Raw genomic sequence first — 16,087 nt, 5'->3', positions numbered from 1 at the left:
CCGCCGGTGCTTTGTACGATGTGACGCTCCCGGCACGAGGAGTCGAGGGTCCAGGAGCGGACCGGGCGGAAGGGAGGCATCGCGTGGTCGAGCCTGACCCGCGCGGCCGGCGCAGGGCACAGGGCGCACTGGAGACACAGGTACTCGCGGCACTGCACGAGGCCGAGGGGCCGGTGACCGCCGGCTGGGTGCTGGAACGGCTGGCGGCCGACCTCGCCTACACCACCGTGATGACGGTGCTGGCCCGGCTGCTGGCGAAGAACGCCGTCACCCGCAGGCGCGAGGGCCGGTCGTTCGTATGGATGCCGGCCGCCGACGAAGCCGGCCTCGCCGCGCTGAAGATGCGCCGGGTGCTCGACGGCGAGCAGAACCGGCGGGCGGTGCTGGCCAGCTTCCTCACCACACTGCCGGCGGACGACGAGCGGTTGCTGCGGGAACTGCTGCGCGACGCGGGCGAGGAGGACTGAGCGCGGCCGTGGGTATCTTCGTCTTCCTGCCGCTGGTGCTGCCGTTGAGCGCGTGGCCGATCGCACGGCTGGCCGAGAAGCATCTGCATCCCCGTCCCGCCACCGCCCTGCTCACCGGGGTGGCCACCGTCATGGCCCTGTGCAGCACCGTGTGCCTGGTTCTGCTCATGGTGGTCGGCACCGCGCAACTCCCCGGCAACCCGCTGCCCGACGGCTGGTCGGATCCCGAAGTCCGCGACAGCGTGCCCCGCCACGAGATCGTGGGGAAGGCGGCCATCCCCGCCCTGATCGCGGTCCTCACCGGCTGCGCGCGGACGCTGCTGCGCCACCGCCTGGTCCGGGGACGGGCCCACGAAGCGCTGAAGGGTTTACCGGACACCGAGGTCGCGGTGCTGCCGGATCCCCAGCCCTACGCCTACGCGCTCCCGGCCGGCCCGCGCGACCGCATCGTGGTGTCCACGGCGATGCTCGCCCGTCTCGGCTCCCGCGAGCGCCGCGCCCTGTTCGCCCACGAGCGCGCACACCTCGCGGCCCGGCACCACCGCCACCTGCTGCTGGTGGAACTGGCCGCCTGCTCCAACCCGTTCCTGCTGCCGCTGCGGGCCGCCGTGGCCTACACGACGGAACGCTGGGCGGACGAGGCGGCGGCACAGACCGTGGGCAGCCGCAAGGCGGTCGCACGGGCGATCGGCACGGCGGCCCTCGTCTCGCGCGGCACCCCCGGCCCCACACTCGCCGGCCTGGCCGCGCCGGGCCCGCTCCCCCGCCGGGTCGCCGCCCTGCTCGGCCCGCCACCCGCCGTACGCACCTGGCCGTCCCTCTTCACCACCACGGGACTGGCCGTGTGGACGGCCACCGCCGGCACGCTGCTCTCGGCCATGTTCTCCGCCAACTCGGCGCTCACCCTGCTGCTTCTGCTGCACGCGGCCACGCCGCTGTACTAGCGAAGGTCTGCGTTGCCGTGTGCCGTCACCTCATGTCGGCTCCGCGCCGGGTGTGCGCGCCGAACTGGCCAGCTTCGCGGCGGCCGCTTCGGCGGTGATGGCCTGGATCTCCTCCCCGGCCTCGATCACCGCACGCTTGACTTCGAGGGTCAGCCCGACCGACGTCTTGATGACGCCTCGCACCAACGGTTTCGCCACTCTTTTGACCAGAGGGGCCGTCACCACACCGACGACGAAAGGAGGAACTGCAGGGAGCATGTGTGAACCCTCTTCTTGTCTACACAGCACGACCCCCACCAAAAACACGATAGTCGGACCTCGGCCGATGTGCCCGTGGACGCCCACGCCGTTCATTCGGTCGGGTGGAAACCCACCGCAGCCCACGATGGTGGCCGCGCAACGGAATCAGAACGCCTTCGGCTCCCCCGGCCCGCACTGGTCCAGCAGCGAGCCCACCACCCGCACAACGAATTCGGGTACGCGATCCGGGAAATCGTGGCCGGTTCCCTCCGGGGTGTAAATTCTCCGCCCCCTGTCGGAGGCTGCGAGGAACCGTTCTCTCACGGTGAGGAAGAAGTGCCGTACCCGGGCGCTCTCCTCCGGATCGTCGACCCCGTCGAAGATCTCGCCACCGCCCGTCAGATCCCGTGGCGCCACGAGGAGGAGGGGCAGCGAGCCGAGCTCACCGTCGTGTACGGCCGTCTGCCAGCCGTCTCTGGTGATGCCGTCCGGCGACAGTTCTCGCAGGATCGATGCCGCGGCGCAGTTCGCCTTGGTCCTGAGCTCGATCATGGCGAGTACCCGTGCCGGGTCGTCGGAGCCGTGTGTCTCCTCCTTGCCCACGAGAGGGTGGAGGCCGAAGAGGTGACGCAGCGCGAGGACGGTCTGGTCCCTCGGGGCGCGCCGCAGGCCCGGAAGCGCCGGGCCGAAGGCGACGGCATCGGGCGGGGTGGGGTCGAGCAGCACCAGACCGGCCACCAGGTCGGGGCGGCGCCTGGCGGCGTTGGCCATGAGCAGCCCCCCGAACGAGTGCCCCACGAGGACGTACGGCCCCTCTTCACCTGCCCGTTCCAGCGCCGTGAGCAGTTCGACGGCTTCTGCCGCCGTCGTGCGCGGGAACGGGCCCGGGTCGCTCCAGCCCGACCCCGGGCGGTCCACCAGGACCGAGCGCATCTGTTCCCGTGCCAGCGCGTGCAGCCCGTACATGGCGTATCCGCCGGCATGGCCGCCCGGCATCCAGACCACGGTGGGCCTCGGTCCGGCGTCTCCCTCGGCCAGGACATGCATGCGGTAGCCGCCCACGTCGACCATGCGTCCGGGTGGCGGATACCTCACCCGTATCCGGGCGACGTAGACCAGATGGCGGAGCGACCCGAGACCGAGTGCGAGGGCCCCGGCCCACAGCACACCACCGAGAATGCGCCGACCGGTCCCCTTGGCGACGCACCGCTTGGTGACGCACCGCTTGGTGGCGCACCGCGCACCCGCGGCTGCCGGCAGCAGAGCGATGGCCAGCCCGGCCCAGTCCCGGCTGAGCAGCCGGAGTATCGCGTCGGCGGCACGCGTTCCCGGTCGCATGGTTCCCTCTCCGTCCCAGCCTTCGCGGCCGCTGTCGGGGACACCGCAGGTCTCAGCGACCGGTACGACCATCGTCCCCTCGGAACCCCGCGGGCGCCATGCGCGGTGCCGGGCCCCGCGTCGCGTCACCGCCGGGCGGGCGGCCGCCGGGGCCGTGCGGACCGCCTGACCGGCGCCTCACGCGCACGCAAGACGTGCTGCCACGTCCGCGACCAGTTCGGCCTCCCGCGCCACGAGGTAGAAGTGATCCCCGGGGAAGGTGCGCAGCTCGAAGGAGCCGGGGGCCGCGAGGCCGGACCAGGCGTGGACGCCGTCGAGCACGCAACTGGGGTCGTCCTGGCCGACGTACGCGGTGATCGGCGCCTTGACCGGAGCCGGATTCGGCGGGTGGTAGCCCGCGAGCAGCCGGTAGTCCGAACGGAGGGCGGGCAGCAGCAGGTCACGCAGTTCCGGGATGTCGTAGGCCTCCGAGTGCAGGTCGCCGAGGCCCCGGACATGGGTGATCAGGGTTTCGTCGTCGGCGTCGTGCGGCGCACCGTGTTCGGCCCACTGGGGGGCTTCGTGTGCGGAGACCAGCAGGTGTTCGGGGACGCTGCCGTGGGCCTCCAGCCGCAGGGCCACCTCGTAGGCGACGCAGGCGCCCATGCTGTGCCCGAAGAGCGCCAGCGGCCGGTCGAGCCAGGGCCGCAGTGCGTCCTCGATCGTGTCGGCCAGGGTGGCCATGTCCTCGATGCAGGCTTCCGCGAGCCGGTCCTGGCGGCCGGGGTACCGCACGGCGAGCACCTCGACGTCCGACGGCAGCAGCGCGGACCAGCCGTGGAACAGCTGTGCCGTGCCGCCGGCATGCGGAAAACACACCAGCCGGAGCCTGGGGTCCGCCGCACGCCGGTGGACCCGGAACCACTTCTTCGCGTCGGTCGCCATCAGTGGCGCGGGGGATCGGTCACGGCGAGTTCGCAGGCACCGCTTTCCTGGATGAGTTCCGCGGAATACACGGGCGTTCCGGTCGCAGACATCTGACCTGTCTCCATCGGGTGTCGTCTATGGGTCGGCAGACGACCGTACGGTGCGTCGGCCGACGGACTCAGCGCGCCTTGGTGGCGACCGAAGCGGTGCTACGGGCCTTGCCGACGGGCTTGTCCTGACCGCCGGTCTGCCCCTCGGGCTGTCCCTTGTGCGCCTCTGCGACCGCGGGCGCCGACTTGGCGGTCACCTCGGCCCGGGCCGCGGTGCCGTCCTCCGAGGCTCCGACGCCATGCCCGGCTCCTTGTGCCGTCTGGACGGCGAGCACTTCGGCGGTCGCCTCGGCAGCGAGATCGTGGATTCCCTCGCCGGCTTCGTGGACGGCCCGTCTTACTTCGATTCCCAGGCCCACCGACGCTTTGACGACCCCTCGCACCAAGGGCTTGCCCAGCCTCTTCACCAGGGATGCGGTGATCAGACCGATCAGGAAAGGAGGTACTACAGGCGGCATGGCACAACATCCTTCTCTTCGGTCGAGGAGATGATGATTGAAAACACAACGGTGCAGTGAACAACGAGACGTGAAGTGAACGGACCCGCACCCTCCATCACAGAGAGTATCCGAGCCTGAGCAAACGGCTACGAATTGCCCCTGACCTTCACCCATTCGAGTAGAGCGGCCGCTCCCCGCGCAGTTCTCTCTCCACCCGTCGGCGCAGGGCGGGAAACGGCAGTGTGCCGCCCGCCAGCACGGTCTCGTGAAAGGCGCGCACGTCGAACGCGGCACCGGCGTCGCGTTCGCACGCCACCCGCAATGCCGTGAACTCCGCGTGACCCGCCCGGTAGGTCAGCGCCTGCCCCGGCAGATCGGTCGCGTAGCGCAGCAGCTCGGTCGTGATCTGTCCTTCGGACTCGGCTGCCGCGTGGGCGCGCATGAAGGTGCGCGCCTCCTCCAGGGTCATCGTCCCGAGGTTGAGGCCGGTGTCGACGACGAGGCGTTGCGCGGTGAACCGTTCGTGGGCGAGTCGTCCGTACGCGTCCCACGGGTCGTCGTACAGCCCCATCTCCCAGACGAGCCCTGCCGCGTACTCCGCCCAGCCCTCCTCGAACCCGCTGAAGGCCGTCAGCTCGCGTCGCAGGTCGGGCAGCGCGGTGTTCTCGGCCTGGCGGGCGAGGTGGAAGTGATGTCCGGGCGCCAGCTCGTGGAAGATGAGCGCGGCCGCGCCGAGCAGTGAACGATGCGCCAGGTCCGAGGCGTTGTAGCGGTAGCGCCCCACCGGTTGCGCGGCGGTCGGCGCCTCGTAGTAGCCGAAGGTCATCGCCCCTTCCAGCGCCGGGTCGAGGCGGGCCACCCCGAAGGGGGCGCGGGGCAGGACCGCGAACCAGCGCGGCAGCAGCGGCGTGAGGCGGTCGAGGTGTCCGCGGTAGCGGGCCTCGACCTCCTCCGGCGTGGTGGCGTACAGCCGCGGCTCGGTCGTGAGCCGTTCGTTGAACTCCGCCTCCGTCCCCGTGAAACCGAGCGTGGCGCGCATCTCCCGCATCCGCTCGCCGAGTTCGCGGCAGTGCTCCCGGCCGAGTTCGTGGAGGCGTTCGGGTGGTGTGTCGCCGGAGGTGTACGTCCGGACGAAGGCGCGGTAGGCCGCCTCGCCCTCCGGGTAGCGGGCCCAGCCGACGGCCGTGGGCGCTTGCCGGAGGTAGTCCGGGTCGCTCACGAGGGCGAGGAGGCGGTCGAACGCCGGCTCCAGTTCGGTGGCCACGAGCCGTTCCACCGTGTCGTGAAGGTGGGCGCGGGCCGCCGCGCCGAGCCGGGTGAGCCGCCCGGCGTCCGCCCGGACGTACCGTGCCGCCGACTCCCGCAGCCGGGTGAGGGTGGTGCGGACGCCGGTCAGGGCCGGCGCATGGATGCGGAAGCCCCGCGCGGCCTGCCCGGCGACCTTGTCGCCGATCGTCGCGACACAGTGGGCCAGGTTCCGTACGAGGGTCAGGTACCGGTCCGCGTCGGCCCGGTGCTCGAAGCGGAACGGGCGGAAGACGGTGTCGCCGTACTGCTGCAGGCGGAAGAGCTGGTACGGCGTGGCGGTGGGGGTGAGCCAGTGGAAACGGCCCGCCTCCGCTTCCTGTTCGGCCAGGGCCCGGAGGAAGCCGGCCGTGTCGGCGGCGGGGCCGGGCAGCTCCGCCGGGCGCAGCGTGTCCAGCCGGTCCAGTACCCCTGCCGCGAACCCGGCGCGCTCGTCGGCCTCCGCCGCGGACACCCCCGGCAGTGACTCGACCGGCAGCCCGCGGCGCGTGCGCAGCGACGGCTCGCGTGCGAGGAGGAAGTCCCAGTACGAGGTCGCGAGCCGGTCGATCTCTCGCTCCGTCGTGTCGTCCGGGGGGTGCCCTGGATTGATGACCATGACGTCAGTCTGCGGCTCGATGTGACTCAGCGTCAGCAATAGGACGGTGAACCGCGCGTCGGGCGGCCTCACTCGGACGGGGGAAATTACCCGGCGTGTTCGCGTGCGGCCCCGGAAAGCCCGGCCGGCGCCGTCGATCGCGGTGGCACGATGAGCGCCATGCGCCGCCGCACCGTGTCGTCCCCAAGGACCCGGCCGGTCGTGGCGGCGGCCGCCGTCGTCGTGTCGGCCGTGTCGGCCTTGCTGGCCGGTTGCGACGGCGACGTGTCGTCGACGCGCACCCCTGTGGTCGTGGGCGGCACCGTCACGATCACCACCGCCGCCGAGACCCCGAGCTTCAACCCGTACTCGCAGTTCGGCCTCTCGCCGGCTCCCTACGCCTACGACTCACTGGTCGATGTGGCACGGGACGGCCGTGTGGTGTCCGGCCTGGCCCAGAACTGGCAGGCCGGGGCCACTTCCGCGAGCTTCACCGTGCGCAAGGGGGTGACCTGCTCCGACGGCACGGCCCTGACGGCGTCCGCGGTGGCCCGGTCGCTGCGGTATGCCGGTGATCCCCGCAACCGGCTCATCGGTGCCCGGACCACCCTGCCCGGTGTGCCGTTCACGGTGTCGGCCGACGACACGGCGCGGACGGTGTCGGTGCGGACGGCGTCGCCGTACAGCTTCATCGTGCGGACGATCGGTCTCCTGCCCGTCGTCTGCCCCGCCGGACTGGCGGATCCCGGCGCGCTGGACAGGAGGTCGGAGGGCACCGGCCCGTATGTGCTGAGCGGCTACGCGTCCGGGGGTCCGTACGTCTTCACACGGCGCAGGGGTTACGCGTGGGGGCCGGGCGGAGCGGGCAACGCGGCTCCGGGGCAGCCGGAGCGGATCGTGGTGACGGTGGTTCCGCAGGAGTCGACCGTGGCGAATCTGCTGCTCACGGGCGGAGTGAACATCGGCATGGTGACCGGCCCGGACCGCGCGCGGCTGACCGGCCACGGTCTGGCCACCGCCCAGGTGCCGACCGTGGTGGGGCTGACCTTCTTCAACGAGCGCTCGGACCGGCCCCTGAGCGATCCCGTGCTGCGCCGGGCGCTGGTGGGGGCCCTGGACCGCAAGGGCCTCGCCAATGTGGCGATCGGCGGGGACGGCACGCCCGCGCGCCACCTCACCGCCCCGGACTCCGTCTGCTACGCCGACGTGGCCACTGGGAACCTGCCGTCGCACAGCGCCGTACAGGCATTGCGCGCCGCGGGCTGGACGAAGGACGCGCGGGGCAGGCTGGCCAAACAGGGCCGACCGCTGCGGCTGCGGGTGGTCAGCAGCGCCGACTTCGGCTCCACCCTTCCGTCGGTCGCGGAACTGATGGCGGTGACGTGGCAGGCGCTGGGCGTGGACGTCGACCTCGTCGGCGAGAGCCGCAACGCGGTGATCCAGGCCATGTACGGAAGCGGCGACTTCGACGTCGTGGTCGGCAGCTCGCCGGGGCCGCAGCTGCCCGCGCAGCTCGTCCCGTACTTCTCCGGCCCGCCGTCGTCGGGAGAACTGAACTTCGCGCATGTCAGCAACCCCGACTACGACCGTTACGTCGCCCGCGCCCTGCGCTCGCCGGGCTCGGCCGGCTGCGCGGACTGGAACGGGGCCGCCGCGGCGCTGCTCCGCTCGGCCGACGCGCTGCCCGTCGCCGACGGCACGAGCACGGTGTACGGCTACCGGACGACCTTCTGCGTCGCCCCCGGCGGCCGGATCCTGCCGACCAGCATCCGCCTGCACAGATAGCACTGCCCAGATAGCCGCAGCGGACGCGCAGCACGCCCGCCCGCCAGTCGAGGAGGTTTCCCATGACGACCGTGTCCGCGCGGTTCGGTGCCCCGGCCCGGCACCACCCGTGGGTGGTGTTCTGCTGCCGGCGCGCGGCACGGCTCGTCGTCTCGCTCTTCATCGTCGTCACCGCTTCCTACGCGATGATCCGGCTGATCCCCGGGGATCCGGTCCGGGCCGCGCTGGGCGTGGACGCCCCGCCGGACCTGGTGGCGGCGAAGCGGCACGAACTCGGCCTGGACCGCAGCCTGCCGGAACAGTACTGGCAGCATCTCCCCCGGCTGGCCCACGGCGACCTCGGAGTCTCGCTGGTGACCGGCGAGCCGGTGGCCGAACTGGTCGGGGCACGGCTGCCGGCCACCCTGCTGCTCGCCGTCCTGGCCTTCGCCTGCGTGCTCGTCGTCGCCCTCCCGGGAGGGCTGCTCGCCGCGGTGTGGACGCGCGGCGGGCGACGCCCACGGGCGGAACTGGCGTTCACCGCCACCACCTCGGTCCTGGCGGGCGTGCCGGACTTCGTCCTCGCGGCGGGTCTCACCGCGGGGCTGGCGGTCGGCCTGCGCATCCTGCCCGTCGCAGGCGACCTCGGTCCCCGGTCCTATGTGCTGCCCGTACTCGCGCTGGCGCTCGCCCCGACCGCGGTCCTGCTGCGGATCGTGCGGGTGGAGACGCTCAAGGTGCTCGCGACGGACTATGTGCGTGCCGCCCGCGCGAAACGGCTGCCCGCCGTCCGGCTCCACCTGTGCCATGTGGCGCCGAACGCGCTGACCGCGTCGCTGACGTACGCCGGGAACCTGTTGCCGGCCCTGATCGCGGGGACCGTACTGGTCGAGAAGGTGTTCGCCTGGCCGGGCATCGGTTCGGCGATGGCACAGGCCGTGGTCGCGCAGGACTACGCGGTCGTCGAGGCGTCGGTCCTGGTGCTCGGCTCGTCGGTCCTCGTGGTGAACTTCCTGGTCGATCTGGCCCTCGCGCTGCTCGACCCCCGATCGGTCATCCGGAGGACGTGATCCGATGGCGCTCACCTCCTCTCCCCCGTCCTCGCCGGGTGCCGCCCGCGGCCGGTCCCGCGCGTCCCGGTCGGGCTGGGCCACCCCCATGGGCGTGATCACCCTGGTGATGCTCGGGTCGCTCGCCGTACTGGCCGTCGCCGGGGCGGTGTTGTGGGGGCAGCGGGCCGACCGGCCGGACCCGTCGGCGGTGCTGCTCGGGCCCACCCCGGGTCATCCGCTCGGCACGGACCGGCTCGGGCGCGACCTGCTCGCCCGGCTGCTCTCGGCGACCTGGCCCTCCCTGCTGCCGGCCCTCGCGGCCACGCTCCTCGGGGCGGCCGCCGGCATCACGCTCGGCGCGCTCACCGCCGTGGTGGGCGGGCGCGCCGCCCGCCTGCTGGGGGCCCTGATCAACCTTCTGCTGGCCTTTCCCGCGCTCCTCGTCGCGATGTTCTTCGCCGCCCTCTTCGGAGCGGGCGCGGGCGGTGCGGTGGGCGCACTCGCCATCGCCTGCGCACCGGGCTTCGCACGGATCACGCAGACCCTGGCCGCCGAGGTGGCCGGGACCGACTTCATGGCCGCGGCGCGCGTGCTGGGCCTGCGCCGCCACCGGCTCCTGCTGCGCCATGTCCTGCCCCACATCGCCGAACCACTGATGCTCACCACCACGGTCGCCGCGGGCTCGGCGCTCGTGGCGCTGTCGGGGCTGAGCTTCCTCGGACTGGGCGCGCAGCCGCCGTCGTACGACTGGGGACTCCTGCTGAGCCAGGGGCTGGACCGCATCTACATCGAACCGCTGCCCGCCGTGGCGCCCGGCATCGCCATCGTCTACGCCGCCGTCGCGTTCCAACTTCTCGGCGAGATGCTGGCCGGAGCCGCCGCACGGCAAACCCGTCCGCATCCGGGGGAAGAGCCGGTGGTACACCCGGCGCGCATCGAGCAGCCGGCATCCGTGGGCCAGGTGCTGGAGGTGGCGGATCTGCGGGTCGTCCTTCCCACGGCGGACGGGGTGCTCCGGCCCGTCCGCGATGTCACCCTCGCCCTGCGGCGCGGTGAGATGGTCGGACTGGTCGGCGAGTCCGGCTCCGGCAAGTCGTTGACGGCGCTCGCGATCGCCGACCTGCTGCCGGACGGCGCCCGCGCGAGCTGGAGTACCCACCGGTTCCTCGGCACGGACGTCGGGTCGTCGACCCGCGAGGAGCGACGCAGGCAACTGGCGACGGGAATGGCGTTGGTCTTCCAGAACCCGGCCTCGGCCTTCAACCCGGCGCTGCGCATCGGAACGCAGCTGACGGAGGGCGTGCGCATCCACCGTGGCACCCCTCGCGCCGAGGCCGTCGAGCAGACGCTGGCCGGGCTCGACCGGGTCGCGCTGCCCGCCGGACGCCGGTTGCTGCGGTCCCGTCCCTTCCAGCTCTCCGGCGGTCAACGCCAGCGCGTGGCGATCGCCGCGGCTTCGATGATGCGCCCCGGCCTCATCATCGCGGACGAACCGACGACAGCCCTGGACGTCACCGTGCAGCGGCAGATCATGGACCTGCTCCGCCGGATCCGGTACGACGACGGCACGGCGATCCTCTTCATCAGCCACGACATCGCCCTGGTGGCCGATGCCTGTGACCGGGTTCTGGTCATGTACGGGGGAACGATCGTGGAGAACCTTCCCGCCCGTGAACTGGCGGCCGGCGCACGGCATCCGTACACGCGGATGCTCGTCGCCTCGGTCCCGGACCTGGCCGCGGAACGTGACCGTCGGCTCCCCACCATCGAGGGAGGGCCGCCCGATCCGTACGGGTCGGCCCCGGGCTGCGCCTTCTTGGACCGCTGTCCGCAACGGCTGGACCGGTGCGCGGTGGAGAGTCCGGTGTTGTCACCGCTCCCGGTGTTGTCGCCGCTCGGCCCGGAACACGAGGTCGCCTGCTGGCAGCCGTTGCCCGCGCCGCCGCCCGGCGACCGGCACGAGACCGAGGAGGTGGAGAGATGAGGACAGGGTCAGAGGTGAGGGCAGGGTCGGGGCTGGCGCTGTACGACGTCACCGTTCGCCATCACGGACCGCTCGGACCGATCACGGCCGTGGACGGCGTGTCGTTGGACGTTCCCCAGGGCACGACGGTCGGCCTGGTGGGCGAGTCCGGGTCGGGGAAATCCACTCTGGCACGAGCGGTCGTCGGGCTGGACCCGCCGTGCGCCGGACGGATCACCGTCGGGGGGCGGGAGTACGGTGGGCGCCGGGCGGCCGACCGGCGCCGGCTGGGGCAACAGGTCCAACTGGTGTTCCAGGACCCGGACACGGCACTGGACCCGCGGATGACGGTCCGTCAGTCCATCGCCGAGTCGGCCGGGGCCTTCGTCCGGCTGGATCGCCGCGGCCGCGAACAGCGCGTCGGCGGGCTGCTGGAACTGGTCGGTCTCGACGCCGGCTGCGCCGGCCGGCTGCCGCGGCAGCTCTCGGGCGGCCAGCGCCAACGGGTCGCCGTCGCCCGTGCGCTCGCCGTCGATCCGGCGGTGCTCATCGCCGACGAGGTCACCTCGGCTCTCGACATGTCGGTCCGGGCGGCGCTGCTCACCATGCTCCGGGACCTGCAGCGGCGGATGGGCTTCGCCATGCTGTTCATCAGCCATGACCTCGCCGCCGTCCGTCATGTGTCGGACGCCGTCGCCGTGATGTACCTCGGCCGGATCGTGGAGTTCGCCCCCACCGAGAGCCTGCTGCGCGAGCCACGGCATCCCTACACCCGGACGCTGCTGTCCGCCGTGCCGAGTCTGCACGCCGGGAGACGCCCGGCCGGGGAACCCGGCCTTCTCGCCGGTGAGGTGCCCGACCCCGCGTCGCCGCCGAGCGGATGCCGCTTCCATCCGCGCTGCCCCGTCGGACCGGACCGGCACCCCGGACGGGACGTCTGCGCCGCTCGGGACCCGCAGCGGGACGCGGCGGCTCAACCGCATCGCGCCGCCTGCCACTTCCCGTACGGCGCCGAGGACCTGACGTCATGACGGCAGGGGACGCTGACACGCCTCCGTCCGGCGCGGACGCGGTCGTCGTCGGGGCCGGTGTGATCGGTGCCGCGGTGGCACTGGAACTGGCGCGCACCGGTCGGCGCGTCGTGGTCGTCGAGAAGGCCGGCGGCGTCGGCCACGGATCCACCAGCGCGTCGAGCGCGGTCATCCGATTCAACTACTCGACCTGGGACGGGGTCGCCACCGCCTGGGAGTCCCAGCACTGCTGGGCACGCTGGGCGGAGCACCTGGGCACCGCGCCCGGCCCTGGTCTGGCGGCGTTCCGGCGGACCGGAGCGGTACTCCTCGACGCACCGGGCTCCGGGACGTCGGAGGCCGTCGCGCTGTTCGAGCGTGCCGGTGTGCCGTACGAGCGCTGGGACGCCGCGGCACTGCGCAGCCGGGTCCCAGGTATCGACGCGGGACGCTACGGGCCTCCCCGGCCCCTGCTCGACGACGCCTTCTTCGCCGCCGGCCCGGAAGGAGAACTCGGCGCGCTGTTCACCCCGGACGCGGGCTTCGTCGACGACGCCCGGCTCGCGGCACAGAATCTCGCGGACGCGGCGGCCCGCTTCGGGGTGCGTTTCCTCTTCCGGCGCGCGGTCGTCGGTGTGCTGCGCGGCGCGGACCGGGTGGCGGGCGTCCGGCTCGCCGACGGCACCGCGATCACGGCACCGGTCGTGGTCAACGCCGCCGGCCCATGGTCGGGCGGGTTCAACCGGATGGCCGGGGTCGGAGCCGAGTTCACCGTCGGGGTGCGCCCGCTGCGCGAGGAGGTCCATCAGGTGGCCGCGCCGGTCCGTCAGGGCGACGGGGCGGTCTCGGGCCTGGGTGGCACCGGGACCGTGCCCGGCCCGATCGTGGCCGATGTCGACCTCGGGACCTATCTGCGCCCCAGCGGTGAACACCTCCTCATCGGCAGCACGCTGCCCGCCTGCGACCCCAGGGAGTGGCTCGACGATCCCGACGCGTGCAACCCGCACCCGACACCGGCCCGGTTCGAGACCCAGGTGACCAGGGCCGCACACCGCTTCCCGCTCCTCGGCGTGCCGAACCGGCCGAGCGGCATCGCAGGTGTCTACGACGTCGCCGACGACTGGTCCCCGATCTACGACCGCACCGATCTGGCCGGTTTCTACGTCGCCATGGGCACGAGCGGCAACCAGTTCAAGAACGCTCCCCTGGCGGGCCGGTTCCTCGCCCTCCTGGTCGACCGTGTCGAGGCCGGCCACGACCACGACCGCGATCCGCTGCGGTACCCGGGGGAACACACCGGCCTCGTCGTCGACCTGGGTGCCTTCTCCCGCAGACGGCCGTTGGCCGAGGGGGCCGCCTCCCGGACCGTCATGGGCTGACGCTCGAAGTGGGCATGACCGTCCGGCAGTTGATGGGTGCCGGACGGCAGCGGCCTCATGAATCCGGAGAGCGGTCTACCAGCGGCCGCGTGCCGACGCCGAGCCCAGCTTGGAACTCAGCACCGACAGGACGACCGGGAGCTTGTCCACCGCGGACTTGGGGACAGTGGTGACCTGGACCGTGTCCCGCACCACGTCCTGTACGACGAGCTTGTAGGTGCCGTCCTCCTGGACGAGTTCGGCGGCGTAGAGCAGTGTTTCCACCAGGGGCCCCTCGGTTGTGTCGGGCGACGGGTCAGGCGACGGGTCAGGCGCCGTTGAGCCAGGCGTTCCAGGCCTTGACGGCCTGCTTTTCGTCCGCGTCCTCGGCGAACAGGTGGTGGCCCAGCCAGATCGGCCAGTTCCAGGAACTGCCGTTGAAGAACCGGTACAGCGCGTCCGGGCCGCGCAGGCCGAGGAAGTCGGGGCTCAGCCAGTCCACGACCACCTCCGTCGGGCCGCCGTCCGTACCCGGGAGGTCGAGCGACACCCGGTCGCCGACGGCCGTGTCGTCGTCGAGGCCGAGGCGCCGGCACAGAGTGGCGAAGTCGGCGGGGTCCTCGGTGCAGTCGCCACGGGCGGCCTTGACGTAGACGGCGGGGCGGCCAGCGAAGTGCTCCAGGTACTCGGGGAGGGAGTGCTGGTAGAAGTCGACGTGCTTCTCCGCCGCGTCCGCCTTGGTGTCCCAGTTCCAGGCGTCGTCGACGACGCCCGTGTGCACCCAGTGGATTCCCATCCGCAGATGGCTCGTGCCGCCGTCGGCCGGCTCGATGCGGTAGGTGAGCGTGTTGGAGAACCCGCCGTCCTGGGTCGCCCGGACCGCGAAGTGGTGCGGCGGCTCCCACGCCACGACGGTGCTGTCGCCGCGCGTGGCCTTTCCGCCGACGCGCGGCTCGACCTCCATCGGGTACAGCCAGCCGAGGTTGCCGGCGCCGGTGGCGACCGCGTCCCAGACCTGTTCGGGTGTGGCGGGCAGGTCCTGTTCCCGGCGGACCTCTAGCTCTCGGGCCATGGTCGCTTCTCCTTCGTCGTCGTTCATGGGCCAGTAGGCGAATGGGCCAAGCAGGCGAATGGGTCAGTAGGCGAGCGGCAGCGCGGTGAGCCGCCGTTGCAGCGGGTTGGGCCGCCAGTCGAGGACCGCGCCGTCGGCCAGCCGCAGGTCCGGGAGGCGGCGGACCAGCGTGCCGACGGCCACCTCCGCCTGGAGCTTGGCCAGCGGGCCGCCGAGGCAGAAGTGCGGGCCGTTGCCGAAGCTGAGGTGCCGGTTGCCGGGGCGGGTCAGGTCGAGCCTGTCGGGGTCCTCGAAGCGCTCGGGATCCCGGTTGGTCGCGGCGAGGAACAGGTAGGCCAGCTCGCCCTCGCGCAGCGTCCGCCCGCCGATCTCGATGTCCTCGGCCGCGACCCGGACGATCGCCTGGGTCGGCGTGTCGTAGCGGGCGAGTTCCTCGACGGCGGCGCGGACCAGCGCCGGTTCCTCGCGCAGCCGGGCCAGTTGGCCGGGGTGGCGCAGCAGGGCGAGCATGCCGTTGCCGACCAGGTGGGTGGTGGTCTCGTCGCCGGCGGTGATCAGGACGAAGCAGGTGGACAGCAGCTCGGAGTCGGTGAGCCGGTCGTCCTGGGCCTGGGTGGCGACCAGGGCGCTGATGAGGTCGTCGCCGGGGGCGGCCCGGCGTCGGCGGACGAGCCGGGCGAGGTACTCCTCGTACTGCTCGATCGCCGCCTCGGACTTGTCGATGTCCTCGGTCAGCCGGCCGAAGCGCTGGAACCAGGTCTTGACCTGCGGGAGATCCTCGGGCGGGATACCGAAGAGCTCGCAGACGACGGACATCGGCAGCGGGGCGGCGACCGCCTCGATCAGGTCCATGGCCGGCCCGGCGGCGACCGCCTCGTCGATGAGCCGGTCGACGATCCGCTGGATGCCGTCGCGCAGGGCTTCGACGCGCCGGGCGGTGAAGGCCCGGTTGGCCAGCTTGCGCAGCCGGGCGTGGTCGGGCGGGTCGGTGTTGCTCATCACCCGGCCGAGCCGGTCGGTGAGCCGGCTGAAGGCCTTGAGGTCGCCGCCGAGCGCGCTGTAGGCGCGGGTCATCCTGTCCCGGTCGTTGGAGAGCCGCAGGTCGCTCAGGGCCGCCTCGACGTCGGCGTACCGGGTGAGGTACCAGATGCCCTGGGCGCTGCGGTGGACCGGGTCCTCGCGGCGCATGCGGGCGTAGAACGGGTACGGGTCCCGGCGGGCCTCGGGTGTGAGCAGCGCCGCGCCGAGGTCGTCGCACCGGGCGAGGCCCGCGCTGTCGCGGGCCTCGTCGGTGGTGTCGGTCAGGTTCACCACGAGCCGCGCTAGCGCTGGGCGTTCATGGCGTCGGCGAGGCTCCTGGGGCGCATGTCGGTCCAGGACCGCTCGACGTACTCCAGGCAGGCGGCGTGGGTGTCGGGTCCGTGGGCGGTGCTCCAGCCGTCGGGGACGTCCGCGAACTGCGGCCACAGCGAGTGCTGGTTCTCGTCGTTGACAAGCACGAGGAAGGCGCCGTCCTGGTCCTCGAACGGGTTGGTCATGGG

General features: G+C 72.4%; 16 protein-coding genes. 7 read left to right on the top strand and 9 right to left on the bottom strand.

Annotated features, from left to right (window positions below; translation table 11 throughout):
• The first annotated feature begins 83 nt into the window (after positions 1–83).
• The gene (locus AB0D85_RS24400; protein WP_362323759.1) at positions 84–467 is read left to right on the top strand and encodes a BlaI/MecI/CopY family transcriptional regulator; all 384 of its coding nucleotides are present in this window, start codon (positions 84–86) and stop codon (positions 465–467) included.
• A gap of 8 nt (positions 468–475) precedes the next feature.
• A complete protein-coding gene (locus AB0D85_RS24395; RefSeq protein WP_362323756.1) occupies positions 476–1,411 on the top strand; it encodes a M56 family metallopeptidase in 936 nt (311 codons plus the stop codon).
• Between the two features lie 30 nt (positions 1,412–1,441).
• On the opposite strand, the gene AB0D85_RS24390 is transcribed toward AB0D85_RS24395, so the two are convergent.
• The 5 genes from AB0D85_RS24390 to AB0D85_RS24370 form a co-directional block, all read right to left on the bottom strand.
• Entirely contained in the window at positions 1,442–1,609 is a 168-nt protein-coding gene (locus AB0D85_RS24390; RefSeq protein WP_362323753.1) for a DUF5132 domain-containing protein, read from the bottom strand.
• A gap of 207 nt (positions 1,610–1,816) precedes the next feature.
• Positions 1,817–2,989 (bottom strand): alpha/beta hydrolase, encoded by a 1,173-nt coding sequence (locus tag AB0D85_RS24385; RefSeq protein ID WP_362323750.1) that lies wholly within the window; start codon positions 2,987–2,989, stop codon positions 1,817–1,819.
• A 177-nt stretch (positions 2,990–3,166) separates the two neighbouring features.
• Positions 3,167–3,913, bottom strand: a complete 747-nt coding sequence (locus AB0D85_RS24380) for an alpha/beta fold hydrolase (RefSeq protein WP_362323747.1) — start codon at positions 3,911–3,913, stop codon at positions 3,167–3,169.
• A 160-nt stretch (positions 3,914–4,073) separates the two neighbouring features.
• On the bottom strand, positions 4,074–4,463 hold the full coding sequence (locus AB0D85_RS24375) for a DUF5132 domain-containing protein (protein WP_362323744.1): 390 nt from the start codon (positions 4,461–4,463) through the stop codon (positions 4,074–4,076).
• A gap of 148 nt (positions 4,464–4,611) precedes the next feature.
• Positions 4,612–6,348 (bottom strand): DUF885 domain-containing protein, encoded by a 1,737-nt coding sequence (locus AB0D85_RS24370; RefSeq protein WP_362323741.1) that lies wholly within the window; start codon positions 6,346–6,348, stop codon positions 4,612–4,614.
• A gap of 159 nt (positions 6,349–6,507) precedes the next feature.
• Here AB0D85_RS24370 and AB0D85_RS24365 point away from each other — a divergent pair, with 159 nt between their 5' ends.
• The 5 genes from AB0D85_RS24365 (at position 6,508) to AB0D85_RS24345 (ending at position 13,495) form a co-directional block, all read left to right on the top strand.
• The gene (locus AB0D85_RS24365) at positions 6,508–8,112 is read left to right on the top strand and encodes an ABC transporter substrate-binding protein (protein WP_362323738.1); all 1,605 of its coding nucleotides are present in this window, start codon (positions 6,508–6,510) and stop codon (positions 8,110–8,112) included.
• Positions 8,113–8,174: 62 nt separating this feature from the next.
• Positions 8,175–9,161 (top strand): ABC transporter permease, encoded by a 987-nt coding sequence (locus AB0D85_RS24360; RefSeq protein WP_362323735.1) that lies wholly within the window; start codon positions 8,175–8,177, stop codon positions 9,159–9,161.
• Positions 9,162–9,165: 4 nt separating this feature from the next.
• Positions 9,166–11,127, top strand: coding sequence for an oligopeptide/dipeptide ABC transporter ATP-binding protein (locus AB0D85_RS24355; protein WP_362323732.1), 1,962 nt, complete (start codon positions 9,166–9,168; stop codon positions 11,125–11,127).
• Positions 11,124–12,137 (top strand): ABC transporter ATP-binding protein, encoded by a 1,014-nt coding sequence (locus AB0D85_RS24350; RefSeq protein ID WP_362323729.1) that lies wholly within the window; start codon positions 11,124–11,126, stop codon positions 12,135–12,137. The genes AB0D85_RS24355 and AB0D85_RS24350 overlap by 4 nt, the downstream gene beginning before the upstream one ends.
• Positions 12,134–13,495, top strand: coding sequence for an FAD-dependent oxidoreductase (locus tag AB0D85_RS24345; protein ID WP_362323726.1), 1,362 nt, complete (start codon positions 12,134–12,136; stop codon positions 13,493–13,495). The genes AB0D85_RS24350 and AB0D85_RS24345 overlap by 4 nt, the downstream gene beginning before the upstream one ends.
• 75 nt (positions 13,496–13,570) lie before the next feature.
• Here AB0D85_RS24345 and AB0D85_RS24340 read toward each other — a convergent pair whose 3' ends face one another.
• From AB0D85_RS24340 to AB0D85_RS24325, 4 genes are all read right to left on the bottom strand, one after another.
• Complete coding sequence (locus tag AB0D85_RS24340) at positions 13,571–13,759, bottom strand: hypothetical protein (RefSeq protein ID WP_362323723.1); 189 nt, start codon at positions 13,757–13,759, stop codon at positions 13,571–13,573.
• 43 nt (positions 13,760–13,802) lie between these two features.
• On the bottom strand, positions 13,803–14,546 hold the full coding sequence (locus AB0D85_RS24335; protein WP_362323720.1) for an SRPBCC family protein: 744 nt from the start codon (positions 14,544–14,546) through the stop codon (positions 13,803–13,805).
• A 63-nt stretch (positions 14,547–14,609) separates the two neighbouring features.
• Positions 14,610–15,857 (bottom strand): cytochrome P450, encoded by a 1,248-nt coding sequence (locus AB0D85_RS24330; RefSeq protein WP_362323717.1) that lies wholly within the window; start codon positions 15,855–15,857, stop codon positions 14,610–14,612.
• Positions 15,858–15,868: 11 nt separating this feature from the next.
• Complete coding sequence (locus AB0D85_RS24325) at positions 15,869–16,084, bottom strand: MbtH family protein (protein WP_362323714.1); 216 nt, start codon at positions 16,082–16,084, stop codon at positions 15,869–15,871.
• Between the last annotated feature and the right edge of the window lie 3 nt (positions 16,085–16,087).

This window comes from Streptomyces sp. NPDC048277 (genome assembly GCF_040652235.1).
Lineage (GTDB): Bacteria > Actinomycetota > Actinomycetes > Streptomycetales > Streptomycetaceae > Streptomyces.
Note: the sequence above shows the minus strand (reverse complement) of the source record. Positions and strands in the feature narration are given on the sequence as shown.

What these genes read in the sequence shown, in the direction of transcription:
- AB0D85_RS24375 (WP_362323744.1), bottom strand. Translation starts at nt 4,463, where the DNA reads ATGCCGCCTGTAGTACCTCCTTTCCTGATCGGTCTGATCACCGCATCC.
- AB0D85_RS24350 (WP_362323729.1), top strand. Translation starts at nt 11,124, where the DNA reads ATGAGGACAGGGTCAGAGGTGAGGGCAGGGTCGGGGCTGGCGCTGTAC.
- AB0D85_RS24345 (WP_362323726.1), top strand. Translation starts at nt 12,134, where the DNA reads ATGACGGCAGGGGACGCTGACACGCCTCCGTCCGGCGCGGACGCGGTC.
- AB0D85_RS24385 (WP_362323750.1), bottom strand. Translation starts at nt 2,989, where the DNA reads ATGCGACCGGGAACGCGTGCCGCCGACGCGATACTCCGGCTGCTCAGC.
- AB0D85_RS24380 (WP_362323747.1), bottom strand. Translation starts at nt 3,913, where the DNA reads ATGGCGACCGACGCGAAGAAGTGGTTCCGGGTCCACCGGCGTGCGGCG.
- AB0D85_RS24335 (WP_362323720.1), bottom strand. Translation starts at nt 14,546, where the DNA reads ATGGCCCGAGAGCTAGAGGTCCGCCGGGAACAGGACCTGCCCGCCACA.
- AB0D85_RS24355 (WP_362323732.1), top strand. Translation starts at nt 9,166, where the DNA reads ATGGCGCTCACCTCCTCTCCCCCGTCCTCGCCGGGTGCCGCCCGCGGC.
- AB0D85_RS24360 (WP_362323735.1), top strand. Translation starts at nt 8,175, where the DNA reads ATGACGACCGTGTCCGCGCGGTTCGGTGCCCCGGCCCGGCACCACCCG.
- AB0D85_RS24370 (WP_362323741.1), bottom strand. Translation starts at nt 6,348, where the DNA reads ATGGTCATCAATCCAGGGCACCCCCCGGACGACACGACGGAGCGAGAG.
- AB0D85_RS24365 (WP_362323738.1), top strand. Translation starts at nt 6,508, where the DNA reads ATGCGCCGCCGCACCGTGTCGTCCCCAAGGACCCGGCCGGTCGTGGCG.
- AB0D85_RS24325 (WP_362323714.1), bottom strand. Translation starts at nt 16,084, where the DNA reads ATGACCAACCCGTTCGAGGACCAGGACGGCGCCTTCCTCGTGCTTGTC.